This is a genomic window from Altererythrobacter aquiaggeris (genome assembly GCF_037154015.1).
Taxonomy (GTDB): Bacteria; Pseudomonadota; Alphaproteobacteria; order Sphingomonadales; family Sphingomonadaceae; genus Aestuarierythrobacter; species Aestuarierythrobacter aquiaggeris.
This window is the reverse complement of record NZ_JBANRL010000001.1, coordinates 217,605-236,104: the sequence shown is the minus strand read 5'-3', so window position 1 is coordinate 236,104 and position 18,500 is coordinate 217,605. Positions and strand designations below refer to the sequence as shown.

Here is an 18,500-nt window from a genome sequence, read left to right as displayed (position 1 = left end):
GGGTGAATATTCTTGTCCTTTCGTTGAATTATTCGCCCGAGCCCCTCGGCATCGGGCCATACAGCGCCGGAACTGCGGAGGCATTGGCCGCGGCAGGCCACCGTGTAACGGTAATTTGCGGCAAGCCTTTTTACCCCGATTGGCAATCTGTTGAGAATTATCGCGGCGGGCTGTGGCGCACCAGCCGCGAAAACGGAGTGACTGTCATTCGGTGTGCGCATTATATCCCCGATCAGCCGACAGGGTTTCGGCGGATAATCCATCAACTCAGCTTTGCCTTAAGCGCCATCTGGCCTGCGCTCAAGGTTGTCTGGGGAAAACAGCGGCCCCGGCTGGTTTTTGCGCCGGTACCATCGATTATGTCCGCTCCGGTCGGCTACTTGTGCGCGAAAATAGCGAGCGCGCATTTCTGGATACATATCCAGGATTTCGAGGTTGACGCAGCGATTGCGACCGGCCTCGTCAAACCCGCAAGCATGGCTGCAAAAATCGCAATGTGGCTCGAACAGAAAATGCTCGAATGTGCTGATACGGTAAGCACCATTTCGGGTACGATGATGGAGAAAGCTGCGAACAAGGGAGCAGACCCCGCGCGGATTGTCGAATTCAGGAATTGGGCCGAAATCGATACGATCGTGCCCCGGTCACGTGACACCATCTACCGGCAGGCATGGAATTTGGGCGATCGAAAGGTCGCATTATATTCCGGCAACATTGCGCATAAGCAAGGCATCGAAATTATCGTCGAGGCTGCGCGGCTTCTGCGCGGCCGGGCAGATATTGTTTTCGTCATCTGCGGAGACGGCCCGAACCGGAAGAACCTGGACCGGTTGGCGGAGGGCCTGCCCAACATTCAATTGCATCCCTTACAGCCGCGAGAGCAAATCGGCGAATTATTGGCCACCGCGGATATTTGTCTGTTGCCGCAAATCGCAGGCGCGGCAGATCTGGTCCTGCCCTCCAAACTTGCCAATATCCTTGCCGCGGGCAGGCCGGTGATTGCCACCGCAAAGGCAGGGACCGGTCTGGCCAAAGAAGTCGGTGGAGCCGGAGCGATTACCCCGCCGGGCGACGTCGGTGCATTTGCCCGCAAGGTTGAAGATCTGCTTGACGATCCTGACGGACTGGCAACCATGGCAGCCATTGCAAGGCAGCGCGCCGAGGAACGCTGGAGCCGCGGAGAACTGCTGGGCAACTTTGTGAAACAAGTGGAACGCGCGGCTTAAGTCAGCGTCAATTTGGCAAACAATTCGGCTTGCATCGCTCGCATCTGCACCCGCTCGTTTTCCGGATTGAGTAAGCCGGGTTGATGTAGCAGGCATCGCGGAGCTGATCTGACGGCATCCCGGACCTTCCCCGCGCGCACAGCTTCACGAAACTTCCGAACCTGGACCAGGTCTTCCACCCTGCGCCCTACCGCTGCGACCACTTCGGACCGGATGGCGGCGTAGCGTTCTGGCCTGTCACAATACAAATCGATTCCCGTGGCACGCCGGTGGCGGTCGCAAACACAGTTTATCAGGTGCGAAATCCGGCTCTCGAAAGCGCGTGCTCGTGATACACCTGCGCTATGTTGTCGGTAGTGCAAAACGAGCTGGGGCAAGGCTGTGAACTTCCAGTCATCCACTGTGCGAAGCCAAAGATCGTGATCTTCAGCGCAGGGGGCATTGCGGTAGCCGTCAACCTGATCAAGCGCATCGCGGCGCATCATGACGGTGGGATGGATTATTGGCCGCGCAGATATTGCATCTGTTAGCTGCGAATGACGCTCTGCGGCGTCCAATGGCTGGGCAGCAATTGTATGACCGGCACGGCCCACATCATCTATAATCCGGACTGCCCCGTAAACGAGACTGGTGCCGAAATCTTGGTCCAGAACCGCTGCCTGTGCTGCGAACCTGCCTGGCAAACAGATATCATCGGCATCCATCCTGGCGATATACTCGCCCTGCGCACAGGCCAGACCGGCATTGAGCGCACTTACCAGGCCGCCACCCTCCAGCCGCAAAACCGTGATGCCCTTGCCAGCGAAATCTTGCAGAATAGCGGGAGTGGAATCCGTACTGCCATCGTCTATAACGATCGTTTCGAAAGTGGGCCCATCCTGCGAAACGACGCTTTCGAGCGCGGCGACGAGATATTCCTCACCATCGCGAACCGGCAAAATGACGGAGATTTTGGGAGCCGTGCTCATGCCCCCTCAGGCAGCCACCGGCGCAGGCTGCGCTGCCACAGGAGGGAAAGAATTAGAGCCGGCGTCGCTGCAACCATTGGCCAGGCCATCCTCAATATCAGACTGTCTTTGTCTATGAATGCCGGCAACGCCGCAAGGGTCAGCACTGCAACAGGAAAATGAAATGCGTAAATCGGATAGCTCGCATCCGACACGCCCGCCAGCCAACCGTTCGCGCGGTAATTCTTTGCTTGATCACCGGAAAAGGATGCGCCCAGTCCAAATACGCTCAACGACGTGGCGGCAATGCAGATCGCTATCGACCAGAGGGCGGGCAGAAGATTCGCGAACACAAACAACAGCAAACCGGCGACGAGCGTGATCAATCCGGTGCCGCGCGCGGGTTTGGAGAAGTATCGGACGGCACCGCATGCGGTCCATCCGGCAAACAGCATGGCCCACTCCGGCCTGAACAAGACGGCCACCAGCATTATTGCAATGGCGAGTACGCCCGCTATCAATCGCGAGCGTGCCGCAATGGCAGCCAAGGCCGCGCCAACAACATAAAACTGTACAATATAGCCCAGCGTCCACAGCGGGGCGTTCGAACCGAAAGCCGATACAAAAGTGGGTTGAAGCGAAGCCAGATTGCCGAGTGCCGAACCCGCGTTCAGTGCAGCAACAGCGTCATAATTGGCAAAATTGCGGTACAGAGCGCCAGCATCCAGCGCGTAAATTCCAGACCAGTCACATACGAAGGTTAACGCTATCGCCGCTACCAGGGTGGGGTATATCCGCCGCAGCCTTTGCACCAGAAAGGTGGTTGCTGAATGCCCGTCGCCGCGATCGCTGGCGATGAGAATCAGTCGGGCAATCAGAAAATACCCGCTCAAGCAAACAAACGCATAGGCTGCTTGGGCGCCGAACCGCGTTACCAGCCGGTATCCGGCAACAAACACATCAGTAGTCCGTCCAAAATCAAGCTCCGGAAATTGCGGATAGGCCAGCATCGCATAATGGCCCAGCGCAACCTGTGCCACCAGCAGCAGCTTGAACCAGTCGAGACGCCGGGAAGCAGCGCGGGATAGGGGGCTTGGTTGCAAAATCGTCATCAAGCAGATTCACCAGCGCGGTCGGGGCGGTCAAGCGAGGGGAATGGCACCGTCGCACCGGTCAGCCGCCGGCGCAATTCTTTCGCCAGAATTCTTGCTTCCGATAAATTGGGAAAAATTGTCGGCGGATTACGCCGGTCGATGTCTGCGACACTTGCCTTGCTATCGTCCCTGACTGAAAAGCCGCCCGGCCCGATGTCGACCGCATCTGCGTGCAGGCATTGCGGATTAAAGTGCATCTTGCGCTTCTGGAAATGGATGTATGCATATTCGGACAATTGATAAACGCCATCACGGATAGATTCCCGGAAGACTTTGCCGTCCTGCCAGAAAAAGGCTTGATGCCGGTCGTTCTCATGGAAAGGCAAGCAGCGAAACCGACGAAAACTTGGATCGATGTCGGCCACCAGCGGCGGATCGCTGAACCAACCGTAATTCCCTTCCATGAGAGGTTTATTGATGCCTGAATGTTCGTCCATTCCGAAAAACCCTGGCCGGGCAAGTATGTTCCTACCTGACATCGGCGATGCGACTTTTTCCCACAGGCGGTGCATTTCAGGCCGATTGCGAAACAGCCTTAGATGGCCTTCCGATAAAATTGCGTCGTAATTACCCAGCCTGGGCGAGATGGAGCCGGATAAATCGCCTAAAAGTGTGTCAAGATCACAAAACCCCCAATAATCGTAGTCATCAAGATTATCGACGAGCATCCAGAACAGTGGTTTGAAATCGTTCAGCTTATACGGGTCGCTCAAGGCGGCGTTGAGGCCCAGGCTTTGTGACCAGAAATCCTTTAACTCTTCCAACTCCCTATGCCAGAACCGGACGTTAGATGGCGCTGACGCGGGCGCAGCCTGATCGGTAATTATCAAAAACTCGAAGGCCGGGTTTAACCCTGCCGACCGCATCCATAAGTCGAAATGACCGGGAAGTTCCCCGATATACACCGAAACAATTACCGTTTTCATCGCCGGGTTGCCAAAATTCTATCGATCATGTTGATGTAGCGCTCGGCATATTGCGTCCACCCGAACTTCTCGCGTTCTCTGTTCGATATTGCCGATGCACCCTTATCCGCATTTGCGTGACTTAACTGCTCAAGGGTCCCCTCGACCAGTGAAGGCAACGAATCTGGCTGAACAATTGTCATTATATTTGAATCAACAAGCCGGGCGATGTCAGGCGCGCCGCTCGAGGTTGTTGCAACCACACGCATACCGCAAGCTAATGCCTCGCAAAGCACCATTCCGAAACCGTCATCACGGCTCGGGAATATGAACACATGATGCTCGCGCATAGCCGCAGCCAGCGAAGCATGATCCATATATCCCAGCGCTGCAAAGCGCTCGGTTTTAGGGAACGCAACATCCACTTTTACACCTATATGCGAAAGGGTGAGGTCCGGTATTTCTCGCAACAACCCTGCAAATAAATCGGCCCCCTTACGTTTTGACCAAGCGCCAACATAAAGCGCTTTTACATGCGAAGTTCGCGGTTCTTCAGGGCCATGAAAGAGGCGAAGATCGGTCCCCGGACAAACAATTTCCACAGTGTCCACTTCGTGACCATGCTCAACAAACGTTGCTTTGGCATGAGACGAGAGGACGACAATCCTATCGGCTGCGTCGTAACTCGCGAGCTCGCGCTGCACATAGGTTGTCGTGCAAGGAATAGCGCCAGCCGATTGTGCGACCGAAGATTGCGAGTGAATATGTGTGGCACCACGCTCTATCAACACCAGCTGGCCCATGGCCTTCGCCTTTTGCGCGCTGCGAACCGCAATAGCGGAAAGGCCAACAAATATATCGGCAACTTCCATGTCATTTTCGATGGCATCGTCGAGACGGGCAAACAGGCTTTCCCGGATATTGAGAAGGCACGAGGATGTCCCGCCAAATCGCGCCAAGGCAAGCGCAGACCAAGGCAAAAACCGCCAAAAATATGACGTGCAAACAGTGTCAGGCAGACCGTAAGAACGTGTCTTCCACTTCGGCAAATAGGAGTAAAATCGCACCTCATGCCCTGCATCCAGCAACTCTGCCGCAAGGTTTCGCAAATGGAATCCAGTGCTGGTCGCGATAGTAATCTTCATCGGGAGAATGACTCCGCTACAAGACAGCATCTGTCAAACGTTACTAAGCCGATTAGGGTGCGGCCGGATCTGAAACCGTAAAACAGTTGAGCGCTGCCTGCTTTCAAGGCACAACCAGCCCTGAACCGCTATCGGGCAGCGCAATCATGCAGAATCTTCTAGTCTTGGCCCTGCTGCTTATATGCAGTGCTTGCCTGCTATTTGCGGTTCTCCGCGTGAGCGCCACCTCGATGTTTCTGGCGACCCTCGCGTTGTTTTCGATTGGCTATTACTGCTTGCCGATCATTTTTCTCGACCGGTCAGCTTTACGCTACTTGCCGCTAACCGAAGTCAGCGCCGTGCTAGCTATGGCGCTGTTTTATTTTGTCGCATTACTGGTTGGCTTTGTTGCGATGGCTCGGCGCAAGCGAATTATAAAAGGCTTAAATTTCCCGCTTTTGGACGGCGTACTATACCGCAACTGGTGGCCTTCCTTTGCTGTCAGTAGTATTATTACGATTTACTATTACAGCTCGCGAACTCTAACATTTTACGATGCCGGCGGCGTCGCTGCTTTCAATGAGCAGCAATCGCCATTGGCAGGTATTATTGGTTTTTTGGCAAGTTTCGCGCAAGCCATGGTTGCATTGCATCTGGCGATTGCGATCAAAGACCGGAATGTGATCAAGAGTATGGTGGCGGCAGCGGTGCTAGCGGTACAGCTGTACCTCGTCGTGAATGCCGGCCAGCGACTGATTTTCATCACGCCGATCGTTTTGGCCTTCGCTGCCATGATCGTGCGGAGAAGTTATCGGACTGCTAGTATCGCCTTGGTCACTGCCGTCGTCGCGCTTTTGATCGTAAGTCCCTTTGCGGTCGCCCTGCGTTCCAGTTCCTGGAACAGCCAACAGGACATTGCTGCCAAGAATTTCTCCTACGGCGATGATCCGGTCGATACGGTCCTGCAATCGATTGTCGATCGCGGGGATATTCTGCTCAACATGGCGGCCCTGAAAGCCCATGTCGACCGCGCCGGATATGTCGGACCGCTGTACTACACTTCCGTTCTTGTTATCCCGGTTCCCCGCGCAATCTACAGCCAAAAACCTCACGTGCTGAGTGATACCGGCGACGCCCAGAGTGAGGCTTCAATTCTGGCGTGGAGGCTGGTTGTCGGTCCTTCCGATGGAAGCCTCACGGCATTCGGTAGTATTCTGGCATATCGCGAGGGTGGATGGATCTGGATGGTGATTAACGGGCTGCTGACAGGCGGACTGTTCGCGTTTCTGCTTACGACTTTCTCGAAAGGCGGAGTTATCGGGCAAACCTTTTTTGTCATGGCATTTTTCAACTGGGCCGTCCGGAAAGCTCCGCCCAGCCTGTTCGAAGCCGGAGTAGATGTGATGACTTATTTGCCGGTCATCATTGCATTATTTGTCCTGAACCGCCTTTTGTCGGGTAGGCGGACCGGTATTGAGGAAGTCAGTCATGCTCTCCCGCCAATTTCTGCGACCCGGTGAATCCCTGAGATCGTGAGGTTCAATCAATCTGTGAGATTTGCGGGTGGGCTGCTGGCGGCCAGTTGGGGCCAGGCAGTTGCGGCGATTGTGCTGCTGTTCTCGCTCCGGATCTATTCTGCTGAGCTGGGGGCGGTTCCCTTTGGCGCTGCGATGTTGGCATTGGGCGGGATGGCTCTGTTCGACGGTTTCACGACAAGCGCGTTTGGCCAGGTACTCGCACAGTTACTGAAAGATCTGGACGATGGCCGCAAACGGATTGGCTTGGGCCTTGGCCTGGGCTGCGACATGGCACTCTTCCAAGCTGTTACCGGAGCGGCCGCGATCATCTTAACGGGTATTTTTCTCGATTGGACAAGCGCGGGCGTCCTGGCCGTTTTGCTACCCGCCTTCTGCATTCTCGAGCCGGTTCGACTAACGGGGCAAATGGTCCTTTTGCTGGAACGGCGATATGCCGCGCTTTCGACTTGGATCGCGCTAGAAGCGGTCATGACACTATTTTTTTCCGTGATCGCCATAAAGCTCACACAAGGGAACCCTGCCTCGCTTGTCGCTGGTGCGGTTGCGGGGCGGATCGTTTCCGCTTCGATCGGCGGCATCGCGATAATCGGAAGCAAGTTTAACGTGGACCGGGATGCTGCACGGATCGCGCGCCCGCGGGCAATTAGATTTGGTTCGTCGGTTGCTATTATGGGGCCACTGGGCTGGCTCGGGCTGTTCGCAGATCGGTATATTGTGGGAGCGACCACCGGATTGGCGCAGGCCGGCGTGCTGGCCGCACTTTCGGGCGCGGTCGCAAAGCCATATGGGGTAATAACCAGTGGGCTCACCAACAGATTCAGGCCTGACATGCTGGATGAAGCAGCTGGAAAGGAGCGGGATGGCTTCAGTCCTTTGACAATCTGGCTGCTGACCGCTTTGACAATTGGCGGCGCGGGCCTTTTGGGATTTATCTTTCTGAGTGATCAGTTTGCAGATTTTTTAATCGCATTTCCAACACCAGGCCTGGATATGGGAACACTCCTGACAGTTCTTGCAGCGAGCCAGATGCTGGTCTTGCTAACCCACGCATTTGACAATCAGCTTCTGGCGGCAGGCCAAAGTCGCCCGCTGTTGCTTACCCAAATCGCTGTACTCATTATTGGACTGCCGCTCATCGCGATTGGGGCGGTCTGGTCAGGGGCGATTGGGGCAGCCATTGGCAGGTTTGGCAATGAAGGGCTGAAACTTGTTGCTGTCGCAGTCCTTGTAACCATAGTTACCCGCAAGAGCGGTAGAAATTCCGGAGAAGCTGCTTGAAACTCTTGCACATCATTGCCAGCGTTGATCGCGCGGATGGGGGGCCGATCGAAGGCGTTTTGGCGATTGGCGACGAGCTCAGAAAACTTGGCATCGAACAATCGATTTTGACGCTGGACCCGCCATCATCGCCGCAGATTGCTGGCCTTGGGAGGCCGGTTTATGCGATGGGACAGGAACGCTCCGGCAATGGTGGCTGGCGGGGAAGGGTTGAGAGTTGGGCCCGTTTTTCTCCAAAGGCTGTAGCTTGGGCGAAGCAACATGTTGCCGATTACGATGCGGTGGTGGTGGATGGCCTGTGGAATTATGCGACCCGGGTGGCCGTTAAAGCGTTGGTGGGATCAACTGTGCCTTACGTCGTTTTCCCTCATGGCACGCTGGACCCGTATTTCCGTGCGCGCCATCCGCTAAAACACCTGGCTAAACAGGTTTTATGGCCGTTCAACGAGGGGCGATTGGTAAAGAACGCCTACGCCGTGTTATTTACAAGCGAGGAGGAAATGATGCGCGCCCGCGGGACATTTTGCCCTTATGAATTGACGGAGCGTGTGGTCCCCTACGGTGCTGCACCGCCACCGGACAACCGCAATGAACAGGTTGAGGCGTTCTTGAGGGCAGTCCCCGAAATCATCGGCAGGAAATACATTCTTTTCTTGAGCAGAATTCACGAAAAGAAAGGGTGCGATCTTCTAATCGAGGCATTTGCCAATGTCGCAGACGACTATCCGGAACTGGATCTGGTTATGGCAGGACCTGACCGGGCAGGTATCGCTGCTTCGCTTCGCGAGCAGGCTCGCGGCTTGGGAATCTCCGAACGGGTTCATTGGCCGGGAATGCTGTTAGGCGATGCCAAATACGGCGCCTATCGCGGGGCCGAGGCATTTGCACTCCCGTCCCATCAGGAAAACTTTGGCATCGTGGTCGCTGAAAGTCTCGCTTGCGGCTGCCCAGTATTGATCAGCGACAAGGTAAATATCTGGCGCGAAATAAGCGCAGCAGGTGCAGGCATGGTTCACCCCGATACCTCGCAGGGTACGACTGAAGCCCTGAATCAATTTCTGGCAGTCAGCCCAGAGCAAAAAGGCGCAATGCGGGTCAGGGGAGAGCGTCTTTTTAAGCAATGTTTCACATGGGAATCCGCCACAATGAACCTGTTGCGAGAGCTTGAAAAGTGCACAGGCAGGCGGTGGCTAAATCAATTACCCTGAACCAAATATAATATTCTTCTTTCCTACGATCAACCTATATGGTTATTTCAGGGCTTCATAGCGAGGTCCCATTCATGCATTCAAATTCCATATTACGTACGACCGCAAACTATACCGCAATTGGCGGCATCGCGTTTGGACGAGAGCGGAATGCAGCGAAGCCTGTTGACGAATCAACGCCGCTTCCTGCCAAGGTTCGGCCGGATCAGGTGTCCTTCAGATCTGGCACACTGAACTTTTCTCCGGGCGGAATTACAGGTGATATAGCTGCGTTAATTCCGCAGAATTATGGCCGCACCGTATTCCTCGACAGTGTCACGATTTCGGGTAGCGCGAACTCCCCTGTAACGATCGATTTGCTGATCCAGCGTTTACCCAACGGGGGCGGTCTGCCCCAGTCGCATCCTTATGCCGCACTCGATCAACGCCACCGGTCGCCCACAGCGGCCTTTGGCACATTTTCCGCAGAACGCACGGTCAACGGGCACGGTATCGATGCCTCGCGCCCGCTTCTCTCGGTACACAAATTGCATTTGTCTTCCGGCGGCTCAGCCCCGTGCCAACATTCCATCACCTTCAGTGATCATGCTCGTCCAAGTCTGAAATCGCTTGATGAATGGATTGTCGTGAACCTGGGCGGGCTGCCAGCCCCGGCGGGATGCGAGTTGAATATAACGATCCAATGGAGCGAACAGGCACAGCCGCTGCTTCAATTTGCAGGTGACAGCACCACATCCCACGCGATGAGCCTTTTCGAAGCGCTATCAAATTCTGGCCGACTGGGAAATTATTGCAATTTCTTCAACGCAGGATCCAATGGTTACCGGCTCGAAGATTACCTGCTGCACACAAATGGCATCCCTTACCCGCAAGGTTGGAACGGCGTGCTGGACAGATTAAACGGCCACCCGGGCGTCCTCGTCCTTGGCTACGGGCTCAACGATCTGCGGCAGGGGCAGCGCAGCAAGGCAGATCTCATCTCCATGATCGACGCTGCACTTCACGCTACCCGATACGGTACGGTGGCCGGCGAAACATACTCTTCGCCGGTCGGTTCAAAACTGGATTTTACCTGGCCAGCGCAGACTGTGCCCAACCCCGATACCCGCATTATCCTGTGGGCGCCCAATATGGTTGCAACCGATGGCAACGAAGCTGGCGGTGTCGAATTATCGGGCCGTTTCTCGTCGATGACGACCGCGCAAGCAGCACAGACAATGACCGACGATGTGCGTGAAGCCTATTCGGTATTCGCGGATGACGAGCGGGTTTTCCGGCTGGTCCAAAAACAGGACGTATTCGGAAAAACAGCGATTTCCGTTTCTGAAAGCGGTCTGATGGCAGACAACTTACATCCCAACTCCAGAGGGCAGATCCTGCTTGCCCGGCAAATCCACCCGCATTTGCTTGATGCGCTGGCCGCGGCGCGTGCCGACATACTTTAACGTCCGGCCAAATAGTTGCAGTTGCGCCTTGCCCCAGTGGTGAGGTCGCTCCTGCATGTCTCAAACTTTCATCGGAGCAAAACAATGGTAAGCCCCCATCATCCTGCACTAGCCCAGTATTTCGACAATCAGGGCAAAGCACTCGTTCGTGGCACAGTCGAAATCTTTGAACCCAACTCGACTATCTACAAGGCTATCTGGAGTGATCCCGACCGTACAACTCCGCAATCCAATCCGGTTTTGTTGGACCGCGAGGGACGCGCCCCGATTTTCTCTGACGGGCCATGCAGGGAAGTGGTACGAGCAGCAAACGGTAGTGCGATCTGGGACGCAGCTACCAGTTCTCCGCGCAGCGGGACTGCATTGCTGGCCACTAATTTCGGCATCAGTTATTTTCCGAATGATCAAAAGACCCTCAAGTCCGACGGTTTTGCCGAGCCAGGAAAAGGCGCCGCGAAATATCTCCGGGCAGCCGCCACGCCCACGGCCAAAGAACAGGCCGCCGGCATGGGCCGGTGGCTTTTCACCAGTAATGCAGGAAATGTATTTTGGCGCCTGAATGAAAATGTGCCGTCGGATCTGATGTTTGGAGTCGCGGCCGACGCAGTTGTTACGTCCGCTTCCAGCAACATGGTGATAGCAGGGACCGATGACCGTGAGGCGCTTCAGGCGGCAGTGGATTACCTGCTATACTTCGCAAGGGACATTCGGCGGCTGCAAATTACCGGAGGATTGAGGTATGTCAGCGATACGATCCATATTGGTTATGGCGACGCATTTCTCGACTGGATAATCGAAGGCGAATCAATTCGCGGTTTCGATTCCAATGCTGGCTATCTCAGCGGGATCGTGGGCGATTTCTCTGACCGGCCCATCATCAATGTGCAAGGCGCGAGACACGCCCAGCTGCGCCAAATCTCGGTTTACGGCACAAACCATCCGTGGCTGTTTGAAAATTATGCAGCGGTTACGGACCGCGGGCCAGGGTCAGCCTGGCGGGGCCCAACAACTTCGACTGGCCGGGACACACGGTATGCACCGTATTGCGGCATTTCGGTCGACGCCTATTCCGGCCCACGCCAGGCGCAGTCGCATTATCCTGATGTGAATTATCCGGCTTGGACGTCGATCGCCGGTCAATATAACAAGGGATCGTCATCGCGCCTCCGCATGGAGGGTGTCACCAGCAGCGGTTTTGAAGTTGGAGTTGCTGTCCAGCCCGGCCTGGTTCCCACTGCATCAAATGGCGACTTTCTGAAATGGGCAGATTGTGACCTCAGTTATAACGAAACCGCAATCAGTCTGTCGCACAGCGATATGCGTGTTGTCGCGTTTGACCGGTGTCAGTTCCATTTCTGCCATACCAAGCTGGACAGTGTGCGTTACGGGCAGGGCAACGGAAACATAGCCGCGACATTTTCAAATTGCTCGTTCGACAATCTATACCGTGCTCTCAACGTCGAACTGGGAGTTCTGGCCCAGCGCTTCGCGCCCTCGATCACCTACATAAATGCGTATTGCGAAGCGGTTTATTGCCTCGGCACGGTTCGGGCATTGGGCACTGGTACACCCGGCGTAATCCGCTTCATCGGCGGTGAGTTGAATTTCTTCTGCGCGCTCGACGAATATTCGCCCGCCTATTACCTTGATGGCGGCGGCGATGTACTCGCCAAATTCGAAGGTGTATCGATCGGCGGGACGTTTGGCGTGTTCCCGGTGAACTGCATTCTGGAAGACTGCACTATTTCCCTACCCAGTGTCGCGTGGCATGTGTTCGATCAGCCGACACCGGGCGGGAGACGGGCTGCGTCCGCTTGCGCAGGTATTTTCGCACCCCGTTATGGCCGGATAAGCGCGCGGCCCTATGTGGTTTATTCGCTTGATGGTACCGCCAAGAGCCACTTGTTGTGCGAAAGCGAGGGCTGGAATTTCCTTGGCGATGGCAAATTAAACAGGCCGCTGCCGGTGCCGTTTTACGCACATTCGATCGATTACTCAGGCTATCGGTGGCCGATCGGCTCCGCCCCTACAGAGCAGTTGGACCGAAATGACATGCCCTTGGCAGACCTTGTCCAGCGGGGGATCGAGTGGTCCTTCAACACCACCACCGATTTCATGTCTGACCCTGACGAACCTGATTACTGCCTGGGGCAGGGCGATGTTGTGCAGGATATGACCACAGGACACCTGCTCTATGTCAAGGATGTCTCCATCGCCGGCGCCGGACCATCACACAGCGTAAGTATCACATTGCGCCAGATTACCGGCGTGCATGCATTTGTCGACGGGACCTGGACATCCGGGGCACCATTGACCGCTGCTTCAGGAGTTCTTCGATTTCACTGTGCACGGCGCTTCTCGGCCGGGCTCACGTCCAAACTGGCGATGACAGTGACCGAAGGCTCGAGCGCAGTGCAGTTGCTTGCCTACGGAAGCGAGGTGCTGCCAGAATTCGAACTGGGGACAGCATGGCCACGTTCCATCATTGACGGCGACTATCTGGCCATATCGGAAAAAGACAGCGTTACACGCGATCAGTCAACTTTCGCAAAAGCGCGGGTCATTTCAGCAGCCAGCGATGGCAGCGGTGTTCTGACAGGCGCGTTGCAACTTGATCGGCCGGCCAGACGCAGCGGACTTGTCGATGCCCCGCTGTTCGTTACAGCAAGTTATTAGAAGCCGGGTCCCCGGCAGTCCGGTGCTGCCGGGGACACATTGAAGGAGAGTTGATGGCGCTACTACCGATCACCGCAATTGTGCTGACCTACAATGAAGAGGTTCACATAGAACGGCTGGTCGCTTCGCTTGCCCCGGTTGAACGGATTGTCGCCGTGGATTCGGGCTCGACAGATGCAACCGTCTCCAGACTGCTTTTGGCCGGCGCCGAGGTACTTACAAATCCGTTCACCACGCAGGCGGAACAGTTTGCCTGGGCGATGGAGCACGCTGGCATAAGAACCGCATGGACGCTCAGAATAGATGCGGACGAGATTATCGGCCCTGACCTGTGGAGTGCCATCAGCGATACGCTTGCAGATCTTTCGCCGAAGGTAACCGGCGTGACATTCGACAGACGACATATTTTCATGGGCCGCTGGGTGCGCCGTGGTGGCCGCTTCCCGCTGCGAATGCTGCGCTTATGGCGGACCGGAGATGCCGCTATCGAACAAAGGTTGATGGACGAACATATCGTGCTGCTGCGGGGCCGCTCGATCCATCTTGACGGCGAATTTGCAGACCACAACCTCCGCGGGATCAACGATTTTATTGCAAAGCACAACGGTTACGCAACGCGGGAAGCTCTTGATGCGCTTTCGCGGAAGTATGGTCTTGGGCAGGAAACCCCGGACTTGTATTTACGTTCGGGGTCGGCCCAGGCCGCCCGCAAACGCGCGCTGAAAGAAGGGGTTTACAACCGGTTGCCTTTCGGCGTCGGGCCATGGGCCTATTACATTTGGAGGTTGATTTTCCAGCTGGGCATCCTTGATGGGAAAGAGGGCCGGATCTATCACTACCTTCAAGGCTATTGGTACCGGTATCTGGTCGATTTGCGAAAGTTGGAACTGGAGAAGGTGCTATCTGGGACCGCCACCAAAAAACAACGCATCGCTGCGCTATCTTCCGCAAGCGGTTATGATCTGGACCGGCTTCTGGGTCACTCAACCCCCAGTTTACGCGGTCCAAGCGGCATTGCGGGGTTGCCGGAATAAATAATCCAGGCATCAAGGTCGGCAAACGCAGCGGCCCGCGCTCCCAAAACTGCGCCCGGGCCGATAATAACTCCTGGGCCGACGAAGGCTTCGGCTGCGACCCACGCCTGCAATCCGACTGTTATGGGACGCGCGTATAATTGAAAGGCAGGGTCGCTGTGATCATGCGTGCCGGTGCACAGGACCGCTCGCTGCGAAACAATCGCGTGCGCTTCTAATTTGACCGGTGCAATATTATAGCAGTCGGTGTGTGGGCCGAGAGTTGCATAATCTTCCATAACCAGATTGCCGGGCAGCCATATCCGCGCAGAACCATAGACGGTTGCCGTAAACTGTATGCGCGCGCCAAACAGCCGCAGGATGAGCACACGCCACCGGTTTGCAGACCGCGGCGTCCATCTGCAAGTGGATAGCCAGACAAGCCGGAAAACGATCCTGCATAAGCGGTTTTGCAAGGTGAAACTCGCACCGCCCTGCGTGGGCTTGGCAGCGCGTGCGTCAAGGATGCTCATGAAACGGACCCGGCCTTTTCGGGAAGAGATGCTGAAATTCGAAGCAAATATGCCTCGCTGACAGGGCCGGCTAACCGCACTTGTAGCAATTGAGCCGGACAACCGCGAGGGATAGTGACCATCACCTGCCGGGGGCTATCCGCTTCCGACGAACCACCGCTCCTTCGCAGACGAAGATCTCTTGAACCGCACTTTAGATTGACCATTTGGTCAACCGCAAGCGGTGCAAGACCGGTTGCAGCCCATTTCAGGCTGGCCTCGCCAGCAGGAAGTGTGAGCATCTGTTCTGCGACGACCGTTGGCCGATCACTGGTATTCCAGATCTCCAGACGATTGTTAATGATCACCGCTCCAGCGTCGTTTTCGGCACGAAGTTTCCAGTCGAACGGCGTTGCAAATTGCCGTGCGTCCAATACAAATTCGCCATTGGCTATCATGGCCCCAGCGCTTTCGCGGTCACAGGCAATTGCCCATAATCGCCGCGCATCGACCGGTTCGCGCGCATTGTATGTCAAATCGTTAATCGCCCCGAAAATGGCCTGGCACCGCGGCCGGGCTCCCAGCAGCGCGGCGCGGCCAAGCACGTCCAGTCTTCCTGTCCGATCCTGTGTGGGAAGGTTTGCAGCGCCGGCGGCGTAATCGGAAATCCAGGACGGGCTAATGCGCAGCCTATTGACGAGCGCGGCCCGTCCGGCGGGAGTCCGTTCCAAACTGCCAATTAGAACATTGGCCGCAAGATTGTCCGGATCGGTCCGGTACAATGCGTCAATTCGCAGCGTGGCTGCTGCGTAATCTTGTTGCTGTAGTGATTTTGCCGCCCAATATGCCTGCGTTCTCTGATCGCGCCAGCCAAGCAGCGCCGCAGCTTTGAACGCACGATCTGCCAGGCCAAGCCGCGATCCGGCCAATAGCAGCGAGCCGAGTTGGGCGCTTGCTGATGCTTCCATCGGAACCGCGCTGACTGCCCGTCTGGCATAGGCCAGTGCAACGTTGTCGGCGCCGAGCCGCGCGCTGTCGAGCGAAAGCGCGATGTTCGATCGGGCGAGAAAGGGTGCAAAATTTTTGCCTGCGATCTCAACCGAATCAGCACCTGCCCGGTCCAGCCCGCTGCCCGTCACCGCAACCGCGTAGAAGACTGCAAATAGCGCGGCTCCCATCGTTGCAATACGGTTTAATTTCACTGTCTCTTACTGCTCTGACCACCAATCTGCGATCCCAGCCATGTTTTGACCGGGTTGCGCGCCGGTTTGGAACCATCGCCGTAAGTGTAATAATCACGCCCATAGCTGCCGCCGTAATTGGAGCTATGCGCCGGATCGAATTTGGTAAGTACGGCCCCGATTATGTTTCCGCGGGCCTGTCTGACCCTGCGCAGGGATTCGTGTACTGCCTTGCGGCCGTTCAACCCGGATTCGATTACTACCAATGTCGTAGAGACAAGTGATGACAGCAGCGGCGCATCGGCCAGCCCGAGAATGGGCGCACTGTCCAGCACAACCATATCAAAATCATGGTCAAGCTGTGCGAGCAATTGCCCCATCGTATCAGCTGCGAGCAATTCACTGGGGCTATCCGGGATTGGGCCCGACGTGATCACCCAGATATTTGAATCATCCAGTTTTTGTAGCGCGTCCGCAAGATCGGCATTGCCGCTCAAAACACTTGAAAGCCCGGTTTCGTTTTTCAGCCCGAGCAGTTTATGGGTCGAAGGGCGGCGCATATCGGTATCGACCAGCACCACCTTGCCGCGGATCCGTCCGAAGCCGCGGGTCAGAGCATAACTGCTGGTAGACTTGCCTTCTGACGGAGACACGCTTGTCACAAGCAATGGAGAGACTTTGCCGTCTGCGGCGAAGCCAATTGCCCCGCGCAGAGAATTGTATGATTCAGCTACACTCGACTTGGGATCGGAGAGCTCTTCGACAATGTTTTCCGTTCCGGCGTATGGGATAATACCCAGCGTTCGCAGCCCGAGCATTGTATCGACATTTTCGGGCGTTCTTACCGCGTCATCAAGCTGCAGCTTAACAAATACATACAACGCAGCGGCAAACAGGCCGACGAATAACGCGTAAAGTATGTTCAGAATCAGATTTGGCGAGGAAGGTGCATTTTGCACCTGAGCCTTGTCAATCAAGGCGATATTGCTGCTCGAGACACCTGCGGCAGCGGTCAATTCCTGAAACCGCTGCAGCAATCCGTCATACAGTGCCCGGTTGGTATCCGCTTCGCGCTGGAGCAAATTATACTGAACGCTGCGATCCTGCTCACCCAGAGTGTCGCCCTTCATCGCTGCCACTTGCCGGTTCAACGCCTGTTCGTTTTCAAGGGCGCTACGATATTCGGATTCGACCCCCTTGCGGACGCCGGAAACAATCCCGGCAATTTGCCGGTTGATGACGGCAAGCTGCGCCTCGAGCCGCTGGACATTGGGATGCTCGGCAAGATGCCTCGTACGCTCATCCTCAAGCTGGGCCTGAATGTCTGCCCTCCGGGTCAGCAGATTTTGAACGGTGGCATTCGACATGACTTCGCGTGAATTCATCGGATCGGAAGCGGCAACCACTCGCCAACGGCCTTCTGTTTCGATACGTTTTGTCCGCGCATCGATCGCGGCCTGGTTCATCTGCACCAGACTGGACGTTGTGATCGAAGTTTCCGTACCGCCGGATTCGCTACTTTCATCACCGCGCAAGCGGATCAGCCCGGCTTGGCGCGCATAAGCGTTAAGCTCGCCTTCGGACAGTTCGAGCCGCTCCTTCGCCTCGGCAAGCTGCTCCGCTACGAAATCGCGCGCATAGGCGGTGCTATCGAATTTACGCTCGAGATTTGTTTCGATGATTGCCGCGCCATACCCATCCGCCAGTTTGGCGGACATGACCGGATCAGCGGACACCACCGCCAAGGTTGCGATGCGGGACTGTCGCGGCAGGCTGACGATCATTGCAGATCTCAGCGCGCTGACGGCGATAACCTTTTTCTGCCGCGGATCATCAGGCATCGTTGCCGGATCGATCATCATGGCGCCCAAAAATTGTTGATCGTCAGCCAGTTTCAGCGTTTCGACAACTTTTTCCGACACCGCATAACTCTGGATTACATCAAGCTGCGTGTTCAGAAACCGGTCAACGTCATAGTCCGAGCTACTGGCCTGAACCTCGTCGCCGCTTTCGAGCACCTGACCAGCCAAATCGTCGATTTGCAGCGACACAGCGGAGGTATATTTGGGTGTCTGGAACATGGTCCAGATCGCGCCAAGCAAGGCCGCAATGGTCAAGATGACCAAGATGGGCACAAGTTGTCCGCGCAAGGTAGCCAGCAGATGCCTGAGATCGAATTCAGGCATCAAGCCCTGAAACGTGCCTTGCGGATAATTGGCGCCCACTGGCTCGCTGTCTATCTGGGCTTGAGATGGCTGGGCCTGAGATGGCGGGGTCTGGGATGGCTGAGTCA

General features: G+C 55.9%; 14 protein-coding genes. 7 read left to right on the top strand and 7 right to left on the bottom strand.

Features of this window, described 5'->3' with window-relative positions; genetic code table 11:
- Nucleotides 1-2: 2 nt before the first annotated feature.
- The gene (locus WFP06_RS01180) at nucleotides 3-1,226 is read left to right on the top strand and encodes a WcaI family glycosyltransferase (RefSeq protein WP_336985435.1); all 1,224 of its coding nucleotides are present in this window, start codon (nucleotides 3-5) and stop codon (nucleotides 1,224-1,226) included.
- On the opposite strand, the gene WFP06_RS01175 is transcribed toward WFP06_RS01180, so the two are convergent.
- Genes WFP06_RS01175 through WFP06_RS01160 form a run of 4 tightly spaced genes read right to left on the bottom strand, consistent with a single transcriptional unit; the run spans nucleotide 1,223 to nucleotide 5,377 of the window.
- Complete coding sequence (locus tag WFP06_RS01175) at nucleotides 1,223-2,194, bottom strand: glycosyltransferase family 2 protein (protein WP_336985434.1); 972 nt, start codon at nucleotides 2,192-2,194, stop codon at nucleotides 1,223-1,225. The two genes, WFP06_RS01180 and WFP06_RS01175, sit on opposite strands and share 4 nt — an antisense overlap.
- Nucleotides 2,191-3,285, bottom strand: coding sequence for an acyltransferase family protein (locus WFP06_RS01170; RefSeq protein WP_336985433.1), 1,095 nt, complete (start codon nucleotides 3,283-3,285; stop codon nucleotides 2,191-2,193). Before WFP06_RS01170 ends, WFP06_RS01175 begins: the two co-directional genes overlap by 4 nt.
- The gene (locus WFP06_RS01165; protein WP_336985432.1) at nucleotides 3,285-4,253 is read right to left on the bottom strand and encodes a DUF6625 family protein; all 969 of its coding nucleotides are present in this window, start codon (nucleotides 4,251-4,253) and stop codon (nucleotides 3,285-3,287) included. The genes WFP06_RS01170 and WFP06_RS01165 overlap by 1 nt, the downstream gene beginning before the upstream one ends.
- The gene (locus WFP06_RS01160) at nucleotides 4,250-5,377 is read right to left on the bottom strand and encodes a glycosyltransferase family 4 protein (RefSeq protein WP_336985431.1); all 1,128 of its coding nucleotides are present in this window, start codon (nucleotides 5,375-5,377) and stop codon (nucleotides 4,250-4,252) included. The genes WFP06_RS01165 and WFP06_RS01160 overlap by 4 nt, the downstream gene beginning before the upstream one ends.
- A gap of 215 nt (nucleotides 5,378-5,592) precedes the next feature.
- On the opposite strand from WFP06_RS01160, the gene WFP06_RS01155 reads away from it, so the two are divergent.
- The 6 genes from WFP06_RS01155 to WFP06_RS01130 all read left to right on the top strand — a co-directional run bounded on the left by WFP06_RS01155 (nucleotide 5,593) and on the right by WFP06_RS01130 (nucleotide 14,535).
- Nucleotides 5,593-6,876 carry a hypothetical protein gene (locus WFP06_RS01155; RefSeq protein WP_336985430.1) on the top strand — a complete coding sequence of 428 codons (1,284 nt, stop codon included), beginning with the start codon at nucleotides 5,593-5,595 and terminating at the stop codon, nucleotides 6,874-6,876.
- Between the two features lie 30 nt (nucleotides 6,877-6,906).
- Nucleotides 6,907-8,172, top strand: a complete 1,266-nt coding sequence (locus tag WFP06_RS01150) for a lipopolysaccharide biosynthesis protein (RefSeq protein ID WP_336985429.1) — start codon at nucleotides 6,907-6,909, stop codon at nucleotides 8,170-8,172.
- On the top strand, nucleotides 8,169-9,380 hold the full coding sequence (locus WFP06_RS01145) for a glycosyltransferase (RefSeq protein ID WP_336985428.1): 1,212 nt from the start codon (nucleotides 8,169-8,171) through the stop codon (nucleotides 9,378-9,380). The genes WFP06_RS01150 and WFP06_RS01145 overlap by 4 nt, the downstream gene beginning before the upstream one ends.
- Before the next feature lie 74 nt (nucleotides 9,381-9,454).
- Nucleotides 9,455-10,825 carry a hypothetical protein gene (locus WFP06_RS01140; protein ID WP_336985427.1) on the top strand — a complete coding sequence of 457 codons (1,371 nt, stop codon included), beginning with the start codon at nucleotides 9,455-9,457 and terminating at the stop codon, nucleotides 10,823-10,825.
- Between the two features lie 84 nt (nucleotides 10,826-10,909).
- Nucleotides 10,910-13,501: a hypothetical protein gene (locus WFP06_RS01135; RefSeq protein ID WP_336985426.1), complete on the top strand. Its 2,592-nt coding sequence runs from the start codon at nucleotides 10,910-10,912 to the stop codon at nucleotides 13,499-13,501.
- Nucleotides 13,502-13,554: 53 nt separating this feature from the next.
- Entirely contained in the window at nucleotides 13,555-14,535 is a 981-nt protein-coding gene (locus tag WFP06_RS01130; protein WP_336985425.1) for a glycosyltransferase family 2 protein, read from the top strand.
- Here WFP06_RS01130 and WFP06_RS01125 read toward each other — a convergent pair.
- From WFP06_RS01125 to WFP06_RS01115, 3 genes are read right to left on the bottom strand one after another with little or no spacing between them, the layout of a single operon-like run.
- A complete protein-coding gene (locus tag WFP06_RS01125; RefSeq protein ID WP_336985424.1) occupies nucleotides 14,481-15,047 on the bottom strand; it encodes an LbetaH domain-containing protein in 567 nt (188 codons plus the stop codon). The genes WFP06_RS01130 and WFP06_RS01125 overlap by 55 nt on opposite strands.
- Entirely contained in the window at nucleotides 15,044-16,228 is a 1,185-nt protein-coding gene (locus WFP06_RS01120) for a tetratricopeptide repeat protein (protein ID WP_336985423.1), read from the bottom strand. Before WFP06_RS01120 ends, WFP06_RS01125 begins: the two co-directional genes overlap by 4 nt.
- On the bottom strand, nucleotides 16,225-18,393 hold the full coding sequence (locus tag WFP06_RS01115) for a GumC family protein (protein ID WP_336985422.1): 2,169 nt from the start codon (nucleotides 18,391-18,393) through the stop codon (nucleotides 16,225-16,227). Before WFP06_RS01115 ends, WFP06_RS01120 begins: the two co-directional genes overlap by 4 nt.
- Nucleotides 18,394-18,500 lie beyond the last annotated feature (107 nt).